This is a genomic window from Alteromonas sp. IB21 (assembly GCF_016405965.1).
GTDB lineage: Bacteria > Pseudomonadota > Gammaproteobacteria > Enterobacterales > Alteromonadaceae > Alteromonas.
The window spans coordinates 15,634-32,171 of the sequence record NZ_JAEFCD010000016.1 but is presented as its reverse complement, the minus strand read 5'-3'; the positions used below and the strand labels follow the sequence as shown (position 1 = coordinate 32,171).

The 16,538-nt window shown below is 44.5% G+C and carries 15 protein-coding genes; 8 read left to right on the top strand and 7 right to left on the bottom strand.

The window, feature by feature from the left end:
• Nucleotides 1–14 precede the first annotated feature (14 nt).
• Together JC525_RS12030 and JC525_RS12025 are read left to right on the top strand one after the other, a co-directional pair.
• A complete protein-coding gene (locus JC525_RS12030) occupies nt 15–2,177 on the top strand; it encodes a prolyl oligopeptidase family serine peptidase (protein ID WP_198816061.1) in 2,163 nt (720 codons plus the stop codon).
• A 154-nt stretch (nt 2,178–2,331) separates the two neighbouring features.
• Nucleotides 2,332–2,688 (top strand): hypothetical protein, encoded by a 357-nt coding sequence (locus JC525_RS12025; RefSeq protein WP_173359969.1) that lies wholly within the window; start codon nt 2,332–2,334, stop codon nt 2,686–2,688.
• An 83-nt stretch (nt 2,689–2,771) separates the two neighbouring features.
• On the opposite strand, the gene JC525_RS12020 is transcribed toward JC525_RS12025, so the two are convergent.
• Both JC525_RS12020 and JC525_RS12015 read right to left on the bottom strand, forming a co-directional pair.
• Nucleotides 2,772–5,048, bottom strand: a complete 2,277-nt coding sequence (locus tag JC525_RS12020; protein ID WP_198816060.1) for a TonB-dependent receptor — start codon at nt 5,046–5,048, stop codon at nt 2,772–2,774.
• Nucleotides 5,049–5,306: 258 nt separating this feature from the next.
• Nucleotides 5,307–6,296 carry a GlxA family transcriptional regulator gene (locus JC525_RS12015; RefSeq protein ID WP_198816059.1) on the bottom strand — a complete coding sequence of 330 codons (990 nt, stop codon included), beginning with the start codon at nt 6,294–6,296 and terminating at the stop codon, nt 5,307–5,309.
• Between the two features lie 142 nt (nt 6,297–6,438).
• Between JC525_RS12015 and JC525_RS12010 the strand changes: the two genes are divergently transcribed.
• From JC525_RS12010 to JC525_RS11995, 4 genes are all read left to right on the top strand, one after another.
• A complete protein-coding gene (locus tag JC525_RS12010) occupies nt 6,439–8,241 on the top strand; it encodes an acyl-CoA dehydrogenase (protein WP_198816058.1) in 1,803 nt (600 codons plus the stop codon).
• A 78-nt stretch (nt 8,242–8,319) separates the two neighbouring features.
• A complete protein-coding gene (locus JC525_RS12005) occupies nt 8,320–9,087 on the top strand; it encodes an SDR family NAD(P)-dependent oxidoreductase (protein WP_198816057.1) in 768 nt (255 codons plus the stop codon).
• Nucleotides 9,088–9,239: 152 nt separating this feature from the next.
• Nucleotides 9,240–10,001, top strand: a complete 762-nt coding sequence (locus tag JC525_RS12000) for an SDR family oxidoreductase (RefSeq protein WP_120959090.1) — start codon at nt 9,240–9,242, stop codon at nt 9,999–10,001.
• A 25-nt stretch (nt 10,002–10,026) separates the two neighbouring features.
• A complete protein-coding gene (locus JC525_RS11995; protein ID WP_198816056.1) occupies nt 10,027–10,485 on the top strand; it encodes a YaiI/YqxD family protein in 459 nt (152 codons plus the stop codon).
• A gap of 192 nt (nt 10,486–10,677) precedes the next feature.
• Here the strand turns inward: JC525_RS11995 and JC525_RS19925 are convergent, their stop codons facing one another.
• From JC525_RS19925 to JC525_RS11975, 5 genes are all read right to left on the bottom strand, one after another.
• Entirely contained in the window at nt 10,678–10,929 is a 252-nt protein-coding gene (locus tag JC525_RS19925; protein WP_442859553.1) for a transposase, read from the bottom strand.
• An 81-nt stretch (nt 10,930–11,010) separates the two neighbouring features.
• A complete protein-coding gene (locus tag JC525_RS19920; protein WP_233095153.1) occupies nt 11,011–11,406 on the bottom strand; it encodes a transposase in 396 nt (131 codons plus the stop codon).
• A 155-nt stretch (nt 11,407–11,561) separates the two neighbouring features.
• A complete protein-coding gene (locus tag JC525_RS11985) occupies nt 11,562–11,813 on the bottom strand; it encodes a hypothetical protein (protein WP_198816055.1) in 252 nt (83 codons plus the stop codon).
• A gap of 291 nt (nt 11,814–12,104) precedes the next feature.
• Nucleotides 12,105–13,295 carry an amino acid aminotransferase gene (locus JC525_RS11980; RefSeq protein ID WP_198816054.1) on the bottom strand — a complete coding sequence of 397 codons (1,191 nt, stop codon included), beginning with the start codon at nt 13,293–13,295 and terminating at the stop codon, nt 12,105–12,107.
• A 147-nt stretch (nt 13,296–13,442) separates the two neighbouring features.
• Nucleotides 13,443–14,225, bottom strand: a complete 783-nt coding sequence (locus tag JC525_RS11975; protein ID WP_198816053.1) for an NRDE family protein — start codon at nt 14,223–14,225, stop codon at nt 13,443–13,445.
• 264 nt (nt 14,226–14,489) lie between these two features.
• On the opposite strand from JC525_RS11975, the gene JC525_RS11970 reads away from it, so the two are divergent.
• Nucleotides 14,490–15,125, top strand: coding sequence for a 1-acyl-sn-glycerol-3-phosphate acyltransferase (locus tag JC525_RS11970; RefSeq protein WP_198816052.1), 636 nt, complete (start codon nt 14,490–14,492; stop codon nt 15,123–15,125).
• A 96-nt stretch (nt 15,126–15,221) separates the two neighbouring features.
• Entirely contained in the window at nt 15,222–16,463 is a 1,242-nt protein-coding gene (locus JC525_RS11965) for a cystathionine gamma-synthase family protein (RefSeq protein WP_198816109.1), read from the top strand.
• The last annotated feature ends 75 nt before the right edge of the window (nt 16,464–16,538 follow it).

Genomic DNA, 16,538 nt, shown 5'->3' with positions numbered 1-16,538 from the left:
TTAGGGAATAAAAAATGAAGAAAAATCTAATATACGCAGCCGTGGTTGCAGCTTCCGCAGGCTTAACTTTGGCTTGCACTAGCTCGTATACCGAATCTACTCCTTCGGTGCAAGGTAATGCACAAAGCGGCGGCATGCCGAAAGTGTCTGGTTACCCAGAAACGAAAACCGTTGCGCAGCAGGATAACTACCATGGCACTATGGTTAGCGATCCCTATCGCTGGTTAGAGGAAGAGAAAAGCGAAGAAGTAAAAACGTGGGTTGAGTCGCAAAACACGCTTGCTCGCCCTTACTTGGCCGAATTACCCTCTAGAGAGCGTTACAAAGAACGTTTAACCGCGCTTTGGGATTATGAGAAGTATTCAACGCCCTACATGGTAAACGGCAAGCTATTTTATTCCTACAACAACGGTTTACAAAATCAGTACGTGCTTTATATGGCAGACGGCGTAAACGGTGAGCCTGAAGTTCTGATTGACCCAAATACATTGAGTGAAGATGGCACAGTGTCTATGGCGTCAACAGAGCTCAGCCCCAAAGCCTCGTGCCTTGCATATATGCTATCTGATGGTGGTACTGACTGGAAAACTATTCACGTTCGCGACACCAACAGCAAGTCGGATTTAACTGATACTCTTAAAGGCATTAAGTTTTCAAATATCGCGTGGTTGCCCGACGAAAGAGGATTCTTTTATTCTCGTTACCCAAAAAATGAAGAGGGCAAATACGATGATAGTCAAACTGTAGCAATATACTTTCATGCGATAGGTACAGCGCAAAGTGAAGACAAAAAGGTCTTTGCGTTTGAAGGTAAACCTACATGGAACCCGTATCCATCTGTTGTGCAAGATGGCGAGACATTGCTTATATCTGTGTTCGAGGGGTATCAGGCTAACGGTGTTTACGCTAAATCGCTAAAAGAGGACAACAGTGAGCTTGTTGCTGTTTTTGACAAGTGGGATGGTCGATACGATTTGATTGGCGAGCATGGCGATGCACTGTTCTTCACTTCTACGGCAGATGCCCCAACCGGCAAGGTTGTTAAAGTTACCTTTGATAATGGTGTTAAAGCTACCGAAACCGTTATTGAAAGTACACCTGATACCTTATCTAGCGTTTCTCTTCTAGGTGAGAAGCTTTTTGCACAGTATCTAAAAGACGTGAAAGGTCAGGTGAGTGTATTTGATTTAACTGGCGAAAAAGTTGATGAAATCACGTTTTCTGACATAGGTAGTGTAAGCGGCTTTTTCGGTGGTAAAAATGCCGATACAACCTTTTATAAACTGACTGGATTTACAAACCCAGGTCAGGTGTATGCCTACAATATAAAAAATGGTGAGTCTTCGTTATTTAAAACCATTGATACCGGTATTAATTATGACGATTACGAAACGAAGCAGATTTTCTATACCAGTAAAGATGGAACGAAAGTGCCCATGTTTATTGTACATAAGAAAGGCTTAAAGTTAGATGGCAATAACAAAACCCTGCTGTACGGGTATGGTGGTTTTAATATTTCTTTAGTACCACGGTATTCAGTATCGCGTATGGTATGGGTAGAGCAGGGCAATGTACTGGCCATAGCTAACCTGCGCGGTGGGGGCGAGTATGGGCAGAAATGGCACAAAGCTGGTACTAAGCTAGATAAGCAAAACGTATTCGATGACTTTATCGCAGCCGGTGAGTATTTAGTTGAAAGCGGCTACACCACACCTGAGAAAATGGGTATTCAAGGTGGCTCGAATGGCGGCTTGCTTGTAGGCGCGACCTTAACTCAGCGTCCGGACCTTTTCTCTGCGGCCTTACCTGCAGTCGGTGTGTTGGATATGCTTCGCTATCACACGCCAAGTGCGAACGCACGCGCTTGGTCTTCTGATTATGGGTTAAGTGAAAACAAAGACGAATTTGAAGCGCTTTACGCTTATTCGCCACTTCACAACACTAAGCCTGGCACCTGTTACCCAGCTACATTAGTCACTACAGGTGATCACGATGACCGTGTTGTGCCGTGGCACAGCTATAAGTTTGCAGCCCAACTACAGGCAGATCAAAGCTGTGATAACCCGGTTCTGCTTCGTGTAGAAACCCGCGCAGGTCACGGTGCAGGTACGCCAACGTGGATGCAAATTGAGGGGTATGCCGACCAGTGGGCCTTTTTAGAGTCTGCTCTTAACTAACTTCCTATTATTTTCAACAAAAACAAGCCGCTGTGAAAAAGCGGCTTTTTTGTTTGCATTTTAAACAAATGACCATATACTGTATAAATATCAGTATGGTTTATTTTGAATCTTATTTAGGCGTGCGACTTTGCACAACCTTTAGGAGAAAATTATGCAAACAGGCATTAAAGCGGTTGATCAACTTATATCGAAACACGGCATTATGGCTGAATTCGGAGCCGACACGTTTCAACGCCGCACTCGCTTAACCGGTGGCGATGAACGCGCGAACACACTGCCTTTTTGTATGTATCAAAAAGTGGCAAACGCTCCTTTATCAAAGCAATTTACCGTGCACCATTTTTACATGCCGGGGAACAAAGGAAAGTTAGCGAGCTTTTTGTTTGATGAAAAAGGGCAGTTAATAGAGCAGGTCTACTATCAAAAAGTCGCGCGGTGGGTGCAGGTGTGCAGAAAACTACAGCAGTTAGTGGAAGTGCCAACCTCAGACGTTCATATGGCGGCGTAAAAAAAAGCGGTAGCGTTTTTAAACGCTACCGCTTTTGATAAACCAAATCGCTACCCTACATGAAAGTAGCTACCTATATTGGCTTAGAAATAAGTGTACTTAAATTCAACACCCCAAACGCATGGCTCGTTTACGATACCCGTTAGGTTGTTAAAGTCGATTGCACCTTTAACGTTATCTTCGTCAGTAATGTTACGGCCAAATAGCGCTACTGTGTAGTTGTGCGCGAAGTTTTCGTAACCAATACGTAGACCACCTTCGAAGTTGTCGTCAGTAGTGAATTCAACCGCTTCGTATAGGAAGATGTTAGTTTCACCTTGGAACGCCCAATCGGTAAACACGAAGAACTCACCGTCATCACCCATAGGAATGGTGTAACGCGCAGTAAAGTTGAAGATTGACTCTGGTGCTTGTGGGAATGGGTTGCCGTCGATTGAAGCAACAAATCCATCTGGACGAGGGTCGGTTACCGTACAGTTGCCTGTAGAACCAAACGCTGGGTTAGTACCACATGGCGAAACCGTTAACGTATCGTCTTTGATTTCTGTGTGGTTGTAGCTATAACCTGCAGTAAACGTTAGTTCATCAGTTGCAAGCCATTGTGCATCTACTTCAAAACCGTACGCTTCACCTTTGTCAGCATTTACTAGTGCTGTAAAGTTGTTGCCACCACCAATCGCAGAGAACTGCATATCATCTACTGTGTAGTAGAATGCAGCTGCGTTTAAGCGAAGTGTGTCGTCTAGAAGGTCAGATTTAACGCCTACTTCAAATGAATTGATAGTTTCAGCATCAGCAACAGAAGGTGCGCCTTCAAACGCAACGTCACGGCCTTGAATAGTTTGTGCGCGGAAGCCGTTTGCATAACGTGCGAAAACAGACATGTCGTCAGTAACGCGGTAGTTTGCACTAAGTTCAAAGCTAGCTTGACCATCATCTACATCAATATCGTCGTAGTCCTGAATTTGAGCATCTCCGGTAACCAACGCAAAACCATTCACGTTTTGATCGCCAACCACTAAACTCTTAGAGTCGTGCGTATAGCGAATACCACCGGTAACGTTTAGTTTTTCGTTAACTTGGTAAGAGGTTTGACCAAATACCGCCCATGTTTGGTTTTCGTGGAATACGGTTGTTGCACCAAAGTAGCCGTCGATACTGGTTACATTGAACGATGCATCATAGTAGAAGGCTCCAACCTGCCAGTTCATCGCATCACGGCTGTTGCTTGCAAGTCTAAATTCTTGAGTGTATTGCTCTAGGTCATCAAGGTTATCTTGCGTTACCGCCGAGAAAGGAATGAAACCAGGACCTGAAGTACCGTCTGCACGGTTAAAACCACCATCAACATCGCCTAAGCTTGAGCCATCAGCTGTTTCGATAGCCGAGATAGACGTGAAGGTAACTTCATCCATATCGTATTCAAGTTTTAGTGACGCACCAAAACCGTCATACTCTTGTGGGTTATTGTCGATGCCGTCGCCTTGAAGGTCGCCATCATAGAAAACAGTTTCGCGATCGTAGTTTTCGTTAAGCTCGTTACTGCCTTTGGTGAATACGTTGGCACGGAAAATAGACGCTGTACCTTCAAGCTCGCGACCGTGTACGTTTAATAGTGCAGAGAAGTCAGCAGACGGTTCCCAGAGAAGCTGTAGACGATAGGCTTTCTCATCGTAGCCACCGATTGCATCGTTTTCGCCTGTGAATGCGTTATCGATGTAGTCGTCACGTTCTTGTGACAATACAGAAAGACGAGCAGAAAGTTCGTCAGTGAGGCCCCCGCTAATAGCTCCTTCGAAGTTCATTGTTCCGTAAGAACCAAAACCAGCTTTCGCGTAACCTTCAAGGTCTTGTGTCGGTTTTACAGTATCAAACTTAATAATACCTGCAGTGGTGTTACGACCAAATAATGTGCCTTGTGGACCGCGAAGAACTTCAACTTGTTGAACGTCGAAAAGCGGGAAGCTCTTAAGTACTACGTTTTCCATTACCACTTCGTCCATGATAATAGAAACAGGTTGTGACGCCGCTAGGTCAAAGTCGGTGTTGCCAAGACCACGGATATAAAAGCGTGGAGCGACACGACCGTTTGACGACTCGGCGTAAAGACCAGGTACACGTACCGCTAGTGCAAGAATGTCTTCACCACCAGAGAAAATGCTTTCGAATTTTTCACCGCTTAACGTCGCTACAGAGATTGGTACTTCTTGAATTGACTGAGTACGCTTTTGCGCAGTAACGGTAATTTGTTCAAGTGAGGCTTCTTTTTTTTCTGTCGTTGCGGCCTCTTGTGCAAGAACTGAAGAGCTGAACGCGGCACTAACAGCTAGTGCTAGCGTGGCGATTTTGTGTGTTCTCATGTTTCCACCAAGATGATTTTGAAATTATACTTTTGTAGTGTTTTAAGCACATAAATTTTCAATCTATGCTTGGCGCTGCATTTTACACAAAGTTTGGAATAAAAACTTCAAATTTGTGCAAAACAGGACTTATTTCATCTAATGTGCACTATATTGGCAAACTTGCATATATTTTAAAGGTCCTAATTGCACCGCCGTGAGCCAATTATTTATTGAAACCAACTTTACTGGTGCAGCTTCCTTGTAAAACGGGAAAAGCTAGTTTCGCTTAAACTTCGCTCGATACTGAGAAGGGGACATGCCTGTCGCTTTTTTAAATAGTCGAGTGAATGAACTTAGGTCTTCGTAACCTACGGCGCTTATCAGGCTTTCTAATGGAGTATTTGAGGTTTCTAACAACTTTCTTGCCTGTTCAATCCGCAATGACTGTAAATATTGACCCGGAGTGGTATTGCATGCATTTTTAAACCGGCGTATTAACGTTCGCTCGGTCATATTGTGCTGTGTTGCCACGTCAGAAATTGTGACTTTGCTTTGCAGATGCTTTTCCAAAAATGACTGAACCTCCATAATATCTTTATCCGAATGGAAACGCCGTTGGCGACTGCTCGCATAAATAGTTTGGCTTGTCCTCGACACATCTAACACATGAGATTTCGCAGTATCGCTTGCCACTTGATGACCACAATATCGCTCTATCAATAAAATGGACAAATCAATCCATGCCATCCCTCCACCTGCACAATAGATTTCATTGTCTTCCGTCACCATTTTTTCAGGCTGTAAATTGACTAAGGGAAACATAGCATTAAATTTTTCGGCATATCCCCAGTGCGTTGTGGCAATCTTATCTGTAAGTAACCCTGTATTTGCCAATAAGAAAGTGCCAGTGCAGTTTGCAGCAATATCGGCGCCCACCTTTTGCAATCTTTTTATATGAACAAGTAATGGCAGTGTTTCAATGAGAACTTGGTCTATATCCCCACCAATAGTAGGGATCAATAAAATATCCGTGTGAGAGACGTCTTCAATAGCGATATTCGGCTGCAATGTAACCTGATTCGAGCAAAGAAATGCTTGGCCGTGATGACTGGCTAACTGCACTTTAAACTGCGGTGAGGTTGGTAATTTGTGAATGCGCTGCCAACTGATACCAGCAAACGCAAATACATCCAACGCTCCAGTTATTGCTGAAGCGAGAGCCTGATCAAAGCCGAGCACGGTAACGGTAAACTTCGGTTTATTCATAAAAGTAATTCAGGTTATTAATCCGGATAAAAGCTGCTTATTGTTGGCGGTATTGACCATTATTGTGTCATTAATGACAATAATGGCACGATAACGAATATGACACAATGTGTTAACAAGTATTTGTAAAGGACAAAACACCATGGCCGACCAACTCATTCCTCGTCGTGAAATGCAATTTCAGCTGTATGAAGTATTAGACACTGCTGCTCTTTGCGAGAAGGCGCGATTTGAAGAGCACAACGTTGAAACCTTTAATGCCGTTATCGATATGGCTGAGAAGATGGCAGAAGAGCTTTTTCTTCCTCACAACGCTGTTGCTGATAAAAATGAGCCCACATTTGATGGCACCAAAGTCTCAATGATCGATGACGTGAAAGTGGCATTCGACACATACAGAGAGTCAGGCTTTATTGCAGGTCACTTTGATTTTGAAGATGGTGGTATGCAGCTACCCGTTACTGTCATGAATGCTTGTGCAGGTTATTTCTTAGCAGCGAATCCTTCATCCACTGCCTATCCATTTTTAACGGCTGCTGCAGCGAATGTTATAAAACATTTTGCATCAGAGGACATTAAAAACGCGTTTTTACCCAAAATGCTAAGCGGTGACTTTACGGGAACCATGGCACTTACCGAGCCTCATGCCGGATCATCGCTTGCAGATATTCGCACCTCTGCAAGACTTCAAGAAGACGGTACGTATCGCGTCAAAGGTAGCAAAATTTATATCTCGGGCGGAGAACATGAGCTTTCTGACAATATTGTACATCTAGTGCTGGCTAAAATTCCTGGTGGTCCGGCTGGTGTAAAAGGTATTTCATTATTTGCTGTGCCCAAATATCGTTTAGATGCTAATGGCAACCCAGATGCGCGTAATGATGTGACCCTTGCCGGCCTTATTCACAAAATGGGCTATCGGGGCACCACATCTACGGCATTAACGTTTGGTGAGAATGGTGATTGTCATGGTTATCTTATCGGCGAACCACACCAAGGTCTGCGCTATATGTTCATGATGATGAATGAGGCACGCATAGGCGTGGGCTACGGTGCTGCGATGATTGGCTATCGCGGTTATCGTTATTCAATAGAATATGCAAAAGATCGCACGCAGGGGCGAGCTGCACCCAATTTAGCGCCAGAAGACGACCCAACACCAATTATTAATCACGGTGACGTTCGTCGTATGCTCCTGGCTCAAAAAGCATATTGCGAGGGCGGTATGGCGCTCTGTTTATATGGCAGCATGCTGATAGACGAAATGGAAACGGAAACCGATAGTGAAAAGCGTACCGAGCTTTCTCAACTTCTGGATTTATTAACGCCCGTGTTCAAAGCTTGGCCATCAGAGTTCGGACCTAAAGCAAACGACTTAGCTATACAGATATTGGGTGGCGCGGGTTACACCCGAGAATACCCTGTTGAACAATGCTGGCGCGACAATCGCTTAAACCCTATTCATGAGGGAACTAACGGTATTCAGGCGCTTGACTTGTTAGGTAGAAAGTTATGGCAGCATGACGGGAAAGGACTTCAAGTGTTACTTACTCGAGTAACCGCGGACATGAAGCGCGCTGAAACACCGAGAGCACGGGCGCTCGCTGCTAAGCTTAAGCCCTACTTAGACAAACTCGGCGTACTTATTCAGCAAGCGGCGGGAGATTTACGCTCAGATAAGCAGTCTGTACTGCTTACTAATGCCAGCTGTTTTTTGAACATATTCTCAAGCTGCGTTGTAAGTTGGATTTGGTTACGCCAAGCCAATGTTGCTGAGCAAGCGTTGGCTCGTGAGGTAGGTGAGCAAGATGTCGATTTTTACGAAGGTAAGCTAGCTGCCGCAGAATACTTCCTTAATTGGGAACTACCGTTGGTAAGCCGTGACATCGAAGTACTGAGTACGCGTGACACAACATGTAACGATGTTAAGGCAAGCTATTTCTAGTTAAAAACTCGATTTATAAAAAGCGATGACGTGCAAGTTCCCGTCATCCCGATGACTTAATTACTTGGAGTACAGCTAATGAACGTAGCTGCAAATGTTGAAGGCAAACATATTCTTATTACTGGCGGTGGTTCAGGCATTGGGGCTGCATCTGCCCGCGTGTTAAGTGCCCGAGGCGCAATAGTGGGCATCGCTGACCTAAATGAAGATAACGCAAAAGCGCTTGCTGATGAAATTTCCGCTGCGGGAGGCAAAGCCTATGCTGTGGCGGTGGATGTGACCCAGCCTTCTCAGGTTAAAGCGATGTTTGATACCGCCTTTTCTCATAATGAAAAAATTGACGTCATTATAAATAACGCGGGCATAGATCATTTTCCTGCGCCTCTTACCGAAGTTGATGACGCTATGTTTATGAAAAACATTCAGGTCAATTTAGCTGGCGTCTGGTATTGCATGAAAAATGCGCTGAAACATATGACGGCAACAGGTGGTGGCCATATTATCAATATTGCTTCTGTGGCTGGGCTGCGCTCTGCGCCTATGATAAGTGCTTACAGTGCGTCTAAGCATGGAGTGATAGGTTTAACAAAATCAGCGGCGGTAGAATACGCGCGAGCAAACGTTCGAATTAATGCGGTATGCCCCAGTTTTGTGGACACACCAATGGTACAGGGCGTGTTATCTAAACTAGATGAACGTGGCCAAAAGAGTCTAATTGGCGCAAACCCTATGAAGCGCCTTGGTAAACCTGAAGAAATTGCAAATGCTATCGCATGGCTCTGTAGCGACGAATCATCGTTTATGACTGGCCAGTCGGTCGTACTGGATGGAGGCATGCTGGCATAAGAAATTAATGATTCGATGCCTCAGGGCTGGCTTTCTATCCATAGAATTCGAGCCTTTGATTTTTTATTTTTTACCAGATTTCGCAACTAACGTAGGTAGTTAAAAAGCTATTCAACTGGTTAGTTCACAAACAGCAAGAGAAGGAATATTTGATGAAGAACTTGTTCGATTTAACAGGAAAAGTGGCACTGGTCACTGGCGCTAGCCGTGGTATTGGGGAATCTATTGCCCGTTTGCTTGCCCAGTACGGAGCGCATGTAATTGTGTCAAGCCGTAAAATTGACGGCTGTGAAGCGGTTGCGTCATCTATTCGTGACGCAGGCGGTAAAGCTACCGCATTGGCGTGCCACGTAGGCGAAATGGAACAAATTACTGAAGCCTTCAATGTAATCAAACGCGATTTTGGCAAACTGGACATTCTTGTAAATAATGCGGCAGCCAATCCGTATTTCGGTCACATCCTAGATACCGACCTAGGCGCGTACAACAAAACTGTAGACGTAAATATCCGTGGTTATTTCTTCATGTCGATTGAAGCGGGCAAAATGATGAAAGAGCAGGGCGGTGGCGTAATTTTAAATACAGCGTCTGTAAACGGTGTCACCCCGGGCGATATGCAGGGAATCTACTCTATTACTAAAGCGGCGGTTATCAGCATGACGAAATCGTTCGCGAAAGAATGCGGTAGCCTGAACATTCGCGTAAACGCGCTTCTACCTGGATTAACAGATACTAAATTTGCATCGGCGCTAACAACCAATGAGCAAATTCTTAAACATGCGCTTAAAGTCATTCCTCTTGGTCGTGTTGCCGATCCCGATGAAATGGCGGGTACTGTACTGTATCTAGTATCAGATGCTTCAAGCTACACCACGGGCACGACAGTGGTGGTAGATGGTGGTATGCTAGCGTAATAGGATTTAATTACGAGATACGACCATGCATATATGGGTTGACGCCGACGCGTGCCCTGCAGTAATCAAAGACATTCTTTTTAAGGCAGCCAGACGAACAAAGCTGCCTTTGTCTTTGGTGGCTAACCATTCTATGTCTGTTCCACCAGACAAACATATAACATTGACCCAGGTGCCGTCTGGCTTCGATGCCGCAGATGATTATATTGTGGAGAAGTGCGAAGCCGGTGATCTGGTGATTACTAACGACATTCCCTTAGCGGCTGATGTGCTGGCGAAAAATGCCCTAGCGCTTAACAATCGTGGTGAAGAATACGATAAGTCGTCTATCAAGCAGATATTGGGTATGCGAGATTTTATGGATACCATGCGCTCAAGCGGCGAACACACCGGAGGGCCCAAAGCCTTTTCACAGCGCGACAAGCAAAACTTCGCCAACGCACTAGACCGACTCCTCACCCAAGGCCTCCGCGCCCTCAAATAAAATAATGGGGTCAGAGTCTGAGGGATCCCCACGAATTTAATTTCATGTGGCTCCGGCTCAGACAGCGTCAACGATGGAGCTGTACCATTGGAGTGCAGCTTTCCACAGTCGCATAGTGAATCGTATTCGGCAAGCGACAGCCCTGAGTCCAAGGTAATGGAATGACAGCACGCTTCTGGTTTCGGTATTGGCTTAGAAGCGCCGATGTTTGTGGGAAGAGACGAGCACCATACTCAGTAGTATAGCCACTAGTGACGCTAACGTAGTCAGCAATATTAGGATTGTTAAACGCTGCTTCTTAACACTTTTATCTTGCTTATATCCAAGCCCGAACTTCGTGCTTTTCATGTCTCTAGAGCCTTCTTCAATCTGCATGCGCTGGCGATAAATAGCAACGACCTGTTTCGACAAGCTTCGGTGAGATTCTAGTGAAGTCGCTAACAGCCACGGATCTTTCGCTCCTTACGCATGGACTTTTGAGCATTTTGAAGCATTGCGCGTACCATCTGGGTTTAAAGCATGACGTCATTTCGTTTTCTGTTTGAACAGAACTAGCGTACGGGCAAAAGGATTACCTCTTACTATTTGGCTGTTATCAAAACTCTTAGGCCGACAGGTTGCTTGAGCATAAAGGTGTCGAATACTCTGCCACGTATTTCCTCTATCAAGCGAGTAAAAATGTGGCTTGCGGATACGCCCAACAATATCCCATCCTAGTGCCTTAACTTCTCTAAACCAAGGCGATTTATACCCTGCGTCAGTGACGATAATAGGGCGACAGTGAGAAGGTAATATAGCGTGCAACCTCTTTAAAAATGTTTTGTGTGTGGCTGGTTTCTCTTTCGTCTTGTTGCAATGTAATTCTTGATGACGCACCCCGACAAGTTTTATGCATTTTATAGCTGACAAGCGATACGACATTGTTCACAAGAGATAGGGTATTCATGGCTGTTTGGCCTCGGTGAAGTTTGGCGATTGATCTGATCACCAAACGTCATGAATGTTCCTATCTTTTTTATCTCACTGACATCGTTATATTATTTGTGGGGATACCTCAGACTCTGACCCATTTGGTTTTAGCAGTCACCGCCGCCGGCATCACTGCCGCAAGATGAGCTTGAGTTGCTTGTTGGTGTGTAAAGCGCAGCGCTACTGTCTGCGTTAGAACCGGATGTGCTGCTGCGAGTTTTTGTGGCAAATGATACTAAAAACACCAATGCACAAAGAGCAACGATAGCGACAGATGCTTTCCATTCGCCGGTTATAGCCCCACTGTAACAGGCGTATGCAGCGACGGCTAAACTCAAAAGTCTTATTATCAACCTCATAACGATCTCCTTTTCAACTAAAGGGATTAGAGCAATACATGCACACTAGCCTATTTTCAAAGTTAATGTGCACGTCAACCTTGTTCCAGTGTAATTATTATTGCTTATTCAGCTTAGTAAAAAGTGCATGTAGAGAACGGCGTAAATTTATTAGGAAGTGTAACCAACTGCCTTTAATGGCATGGTAAGGCTGTTTACCGCACATATAGAAAGCGAGATTAATCTGAGGTAAACAAAAAAGGCAGAGTTTTCACTCTGCCTTTATAAGTTCTTAAAACGGTCAGCTTTCGCTTAAAGCACTGATACTAATGCTTTCGCTAGCGTTTCTACGTTTTCTTGGTTGATGCCTGCAATGTTTACGCGGCTCGAATCAACAAAATACACACTGTGCTTTTCACGTACTTCGCGTACTTGCTCAGGTGTAATACACAAGAACGAGAACATACCTTTTTGGTCGTTCACGAAACTAAAGTCTTTAGGTGAACCATTGTCGTGAAGGTTTTGAACAAGCATGGCACGTAGAGACTTCATGCGATCGCGCATTTCGTTCACCTCAGATACCCATTCGTTGTTAAGGGCCTCGTCAGCTAGGATTATGTCAACCAATGCACCGCCGTAGCTTGGCGGCATAGAGTAGATACCGCGTGCGATTGATTGAATCTGACCCTGTGCAATTTTACGGGTTGCTGAATCTTCAGTGATAATAGCTGCAAGACCAACGCGCTCGCGGTATAGGCCAAAGTTTTTAGAACACGATGCTGCAACGATAACTTCTGGCAGATTTTCTACCAACAAACGCATGCCGTAAGCGTCTTCTTCTAAGCCTTCACCAAAACCCAGATAAGCCACGTCGATGAAAGGCAGGAACTCGCGCTCTTTCGCTACTTCTAGTACTTCATCCCATTGTGCATTGGTAAGGTCAGCACCTGTTGGGTTGTGACAGCAACCGTGTAAAAGCACGATATCGCCCTTTTCAGCTTTGCGAAGGGTTTCCATCATGGCGTCAAAGCGAATGCTTGCTGACGCCTTATCGAAGTACGGGTAGGTTTCAATTTTAAGGCCCGCAGAGCCGATAAGTGGAATGTGGTTTGCCCATGTTGGGTCACTTACCCATACCTTGCCGTTTTCGTTACAGCGAACGAGTAGCTCTGAAAGGATACGCAGCGCACCGCAACCGCCTGGCGCTTGAACCGCAGCTACGCGGTCTGCAAGAAGAACTGGGCTATTCTTACCTAACAGCAAAGACAACATACCATCGATGAAACCTTGGTTGCCCTGAGGCGTGATATAGGTTTTGCTGGTTTCTGTGTCTAAAAGCACTTTTTGCGCTTTAGCAACACTTGAAAGAATAGGGGTATTACCTTGCTCATCTTTGTAAACGCCAACACCTAAATCGATTTTATTTGGGTTGGTGTCTTCGCGAAAAGCAGCAGACAGGCCAAGAATTGGATCTGGGGCGAGATGGGGTAATACTTCAAACACGATATGTCCTCACGTTACGTTGGTGTGCAAAAGATAGCAGGCAGGCATTATGCCACCGATGGTAGAAAAAACGACCCCTAAAGATTGAAAATATTTCAATTAATCGGCTAAAGAAAACGTAAACGAAAGTTTCATTTCAAAAACACCCTAAATTGCAAAGGAAAATTTACGGGTTTCAAGTGTTTCGCCTTTATCTGAAAAGCGTCGTTCTTTCCAAGTCAGCGTTTTGTTTTTATCTACCAGCAGCAGGGTAGACGTGCGCGTTCCGTATTTCTCGGTTTGAATAAAAATCGAAGATAGCGCCTTTTCCCATTCATAACCCACTCCCGTATCGGGAAGTAGCGCGTCGTCGGCTTTATTGTCACGGCGCAAAATAGCAAACAAGTCGTCATCATTTATGACGTCTTCATTTATTACATAATGGTTCAATGCCGTTACGCCTTGCGTTACTTTTGGCCAAGGTGTGGCTATATCTGCGTTTGATAAACCGTACACGCCTTTTTCGATAAAATGGGTCGAATTGTTTACGTTATTGTAAACCCTTAGTGCGTCGACATGACCAAATAGCAAGTTATAGCCATTATATTGTGAACGTGTATTTTCGAGTGTTGCCAAGTATTGTGATTGCGCAGCGTGTCTCGTATCAACAGAGTCCTGCTTTAACCAGTTAGCGACTAATTCACCCCGTGATATCGCATTTTTGTTGATATTGTGCGGGTCTCTGACATTGGTGAGTGCCGCCAAGTTTCCATTACGCGTAACGCCCATCCAGGTACCGTTAGCCTCTAAATCCTGCCCGGCAAGTAAATTAGGATGCCCATCCCAAAAGGAAGATGGGGCGGTCGGGCGCGCGTAAAACTCATCCCGATTTGCTGCAATAATTAGCGGGTAGTCCTCTCGCATTTTGTTAGCGATAAATAGAATACACATACTTAAATTTTCGAACCTTTTCTCTTTCGAATGTTCTAACCGGCCCTTCATATTCATGTTAACAATTGTTTTACATGTCTAATTTGATTACTCTTCGCAGAAATAAATACAGCCTTACGGTTTGTCTAAAGCAAAATAATTAGGCCTTTATAGATACTTTGAGAGCGCTAAAAATTGCGACTTATTGAGCACTCACTTGTTAAGCTCTCATTAATCACGTAATTATTGAGCCGCATTAAACCAAGAAAATAGAGCATAATAATAATGACAGAACCCTCACACCCTAGCACGTATTCTCAGTCTGCCAATAATGTTATTGTCGGAAAAAATATTCCTCGAAAATGGCCAAATTGGTTGTCGACATTTGCGGCATGGGTGCTCACAAAGCGAGGTTGGCACGTGGAAGGTGAGCTGATTAATCAGAAAAAAGCCATTTTAGCGGTAGCACCACACACATCTAATTGGGACTTCTTTATTGGTTTATTCATTGTCTTTTCATTTAAGCTGAATATTAATTTTTTTGGAAAACACACTATATTCAAGCCGCCTTTAGGCGCGATAGTGAGAAGACTCGGTGGTATTCCGGTTGAAAGGAGCAAAGCGCACGGTGTGGTAACATCTATAGCGAATAGGATTAAAGAGGCTGACACGCTTATTCTAGCGTTGGCGCCAGAAGGGACAAGAAGCCCCATTTACCCATGGAAAACAGGGTTTATGCATATTGCTCGTGAAGCCGAAATACCTATTCAAGTCATTGGGTTGGACTACGCTAGAAAGGCAATTGTGCTAGGGCCAATTATTCAGAAAGTGACTAACATAGATGAACAAATGCAAACTATCTATACGTTTTATGATAATGTTTGCGCAAAATATCCTAAAAACTGCATAACAAAGCCATAATCATTTCTGGTGAAGTGGTAAGTACGCAACCGTATCAAGTAAGATAGCGGTGAGCGCATGGCAAAGTCGCAAACATCTATTTTCGGAGCTTTACCCGTGACAAAATTGGGATTCACAACCCGTCAGGTTCATTCTGATCGTATGCTAAATACCCCAGAGCATGGCGGTGTTCATAGCAGTACGTCTAATTCCGTTCTTTTTGAGTTTAAAGATGCGCAGGGCATTATAGACGCGTTTCAAGGCAAACGTGCTGCCCATGTTTATTCGCGTTCTTCATCACCTTCTGTCGCGGCGCTACAAAATATGCTCAATGACCTTGAAGGAGGCGTTGGCACACTTTGTTATTCGACGGGTATGGCAGCGATAAGCAGCACTTTATTTGCATTGCTTAAATCGGGCGACCATTTAATTGTTAGCCAATACCTTTTCGGAAATACGCGCAGCTTTTTTGAAACAATTAAAGATTTTGGCGTACAGGTTACCTACACAGATGTGACTGACATTCAGCAGGTGAAAGAAGCCTATCGTCCAAACACTAAAGGTGTTTATACAGAGACTGTAGCTAACCCTGTGACGCAGGTTGCCGACCTTCACGCCATCGGTCTATTCTGCGAAGAAAAACACATGCTGTTTATGATTGATAACACCATGACGCCTCCGCCCGTTTTTTACGCAAAAAACGTAAAGGCGTCGTTAGTATTCTGCTCGCTGACGAAATACATCGCTGGTCACGGCAACGTTTTAGGTGGTGCAGTAGTCGATACGGGTAACTTTGACTGGACAAAGTTTGATAACCTAAAACCTGCTTATCAAGTTGCAGACACTGCACAATGGGGAATTACCCAGATTAAGAAGAAAGGTTTACGGGATTTAGGTGCTACGCTAGCTCCGCAATCTGCTTCTGCCATTGCGTTAGGCATGGAAACCTTAGCTCTGCGTTTGTCACGAAGTCAGCATAACGCAATGCAACTCGCTACATTTTTGGATAATCACGCTAAAGTATCTAAGGTCTTTTATCCTGGGCTTGCCGATCATCCACAGCATTTCATGGCCCGGGAGTATTTGAACGGCGGCTACGGCGCTATTTTAAGTTTCGATCTGATCGAAGGTGCTGATCCGGTGGCATTTTTAAATGAAATGAAGTTGGTGATTTGTGCTACTCACTTGGGCGACAATCGTACGCTGGCGCTACCTGTTGCACCTACTATCTATTTTGAAAATACAGCCGCAGAGCGAGAACTAATGGGAATTTCTGATACCATGCTGCGTATATCGGTAGGTATTGAAGACACGCAGGATCTGATTGAAGATTTTGAAGCAGCGCTGAATACAATTTAGATAACGTTTTTCTTTTTTTAATATACGAGAAAGGGGCCTAGGCCCCTTTATTATTTTGCTTAAGTCTCAGTAAGT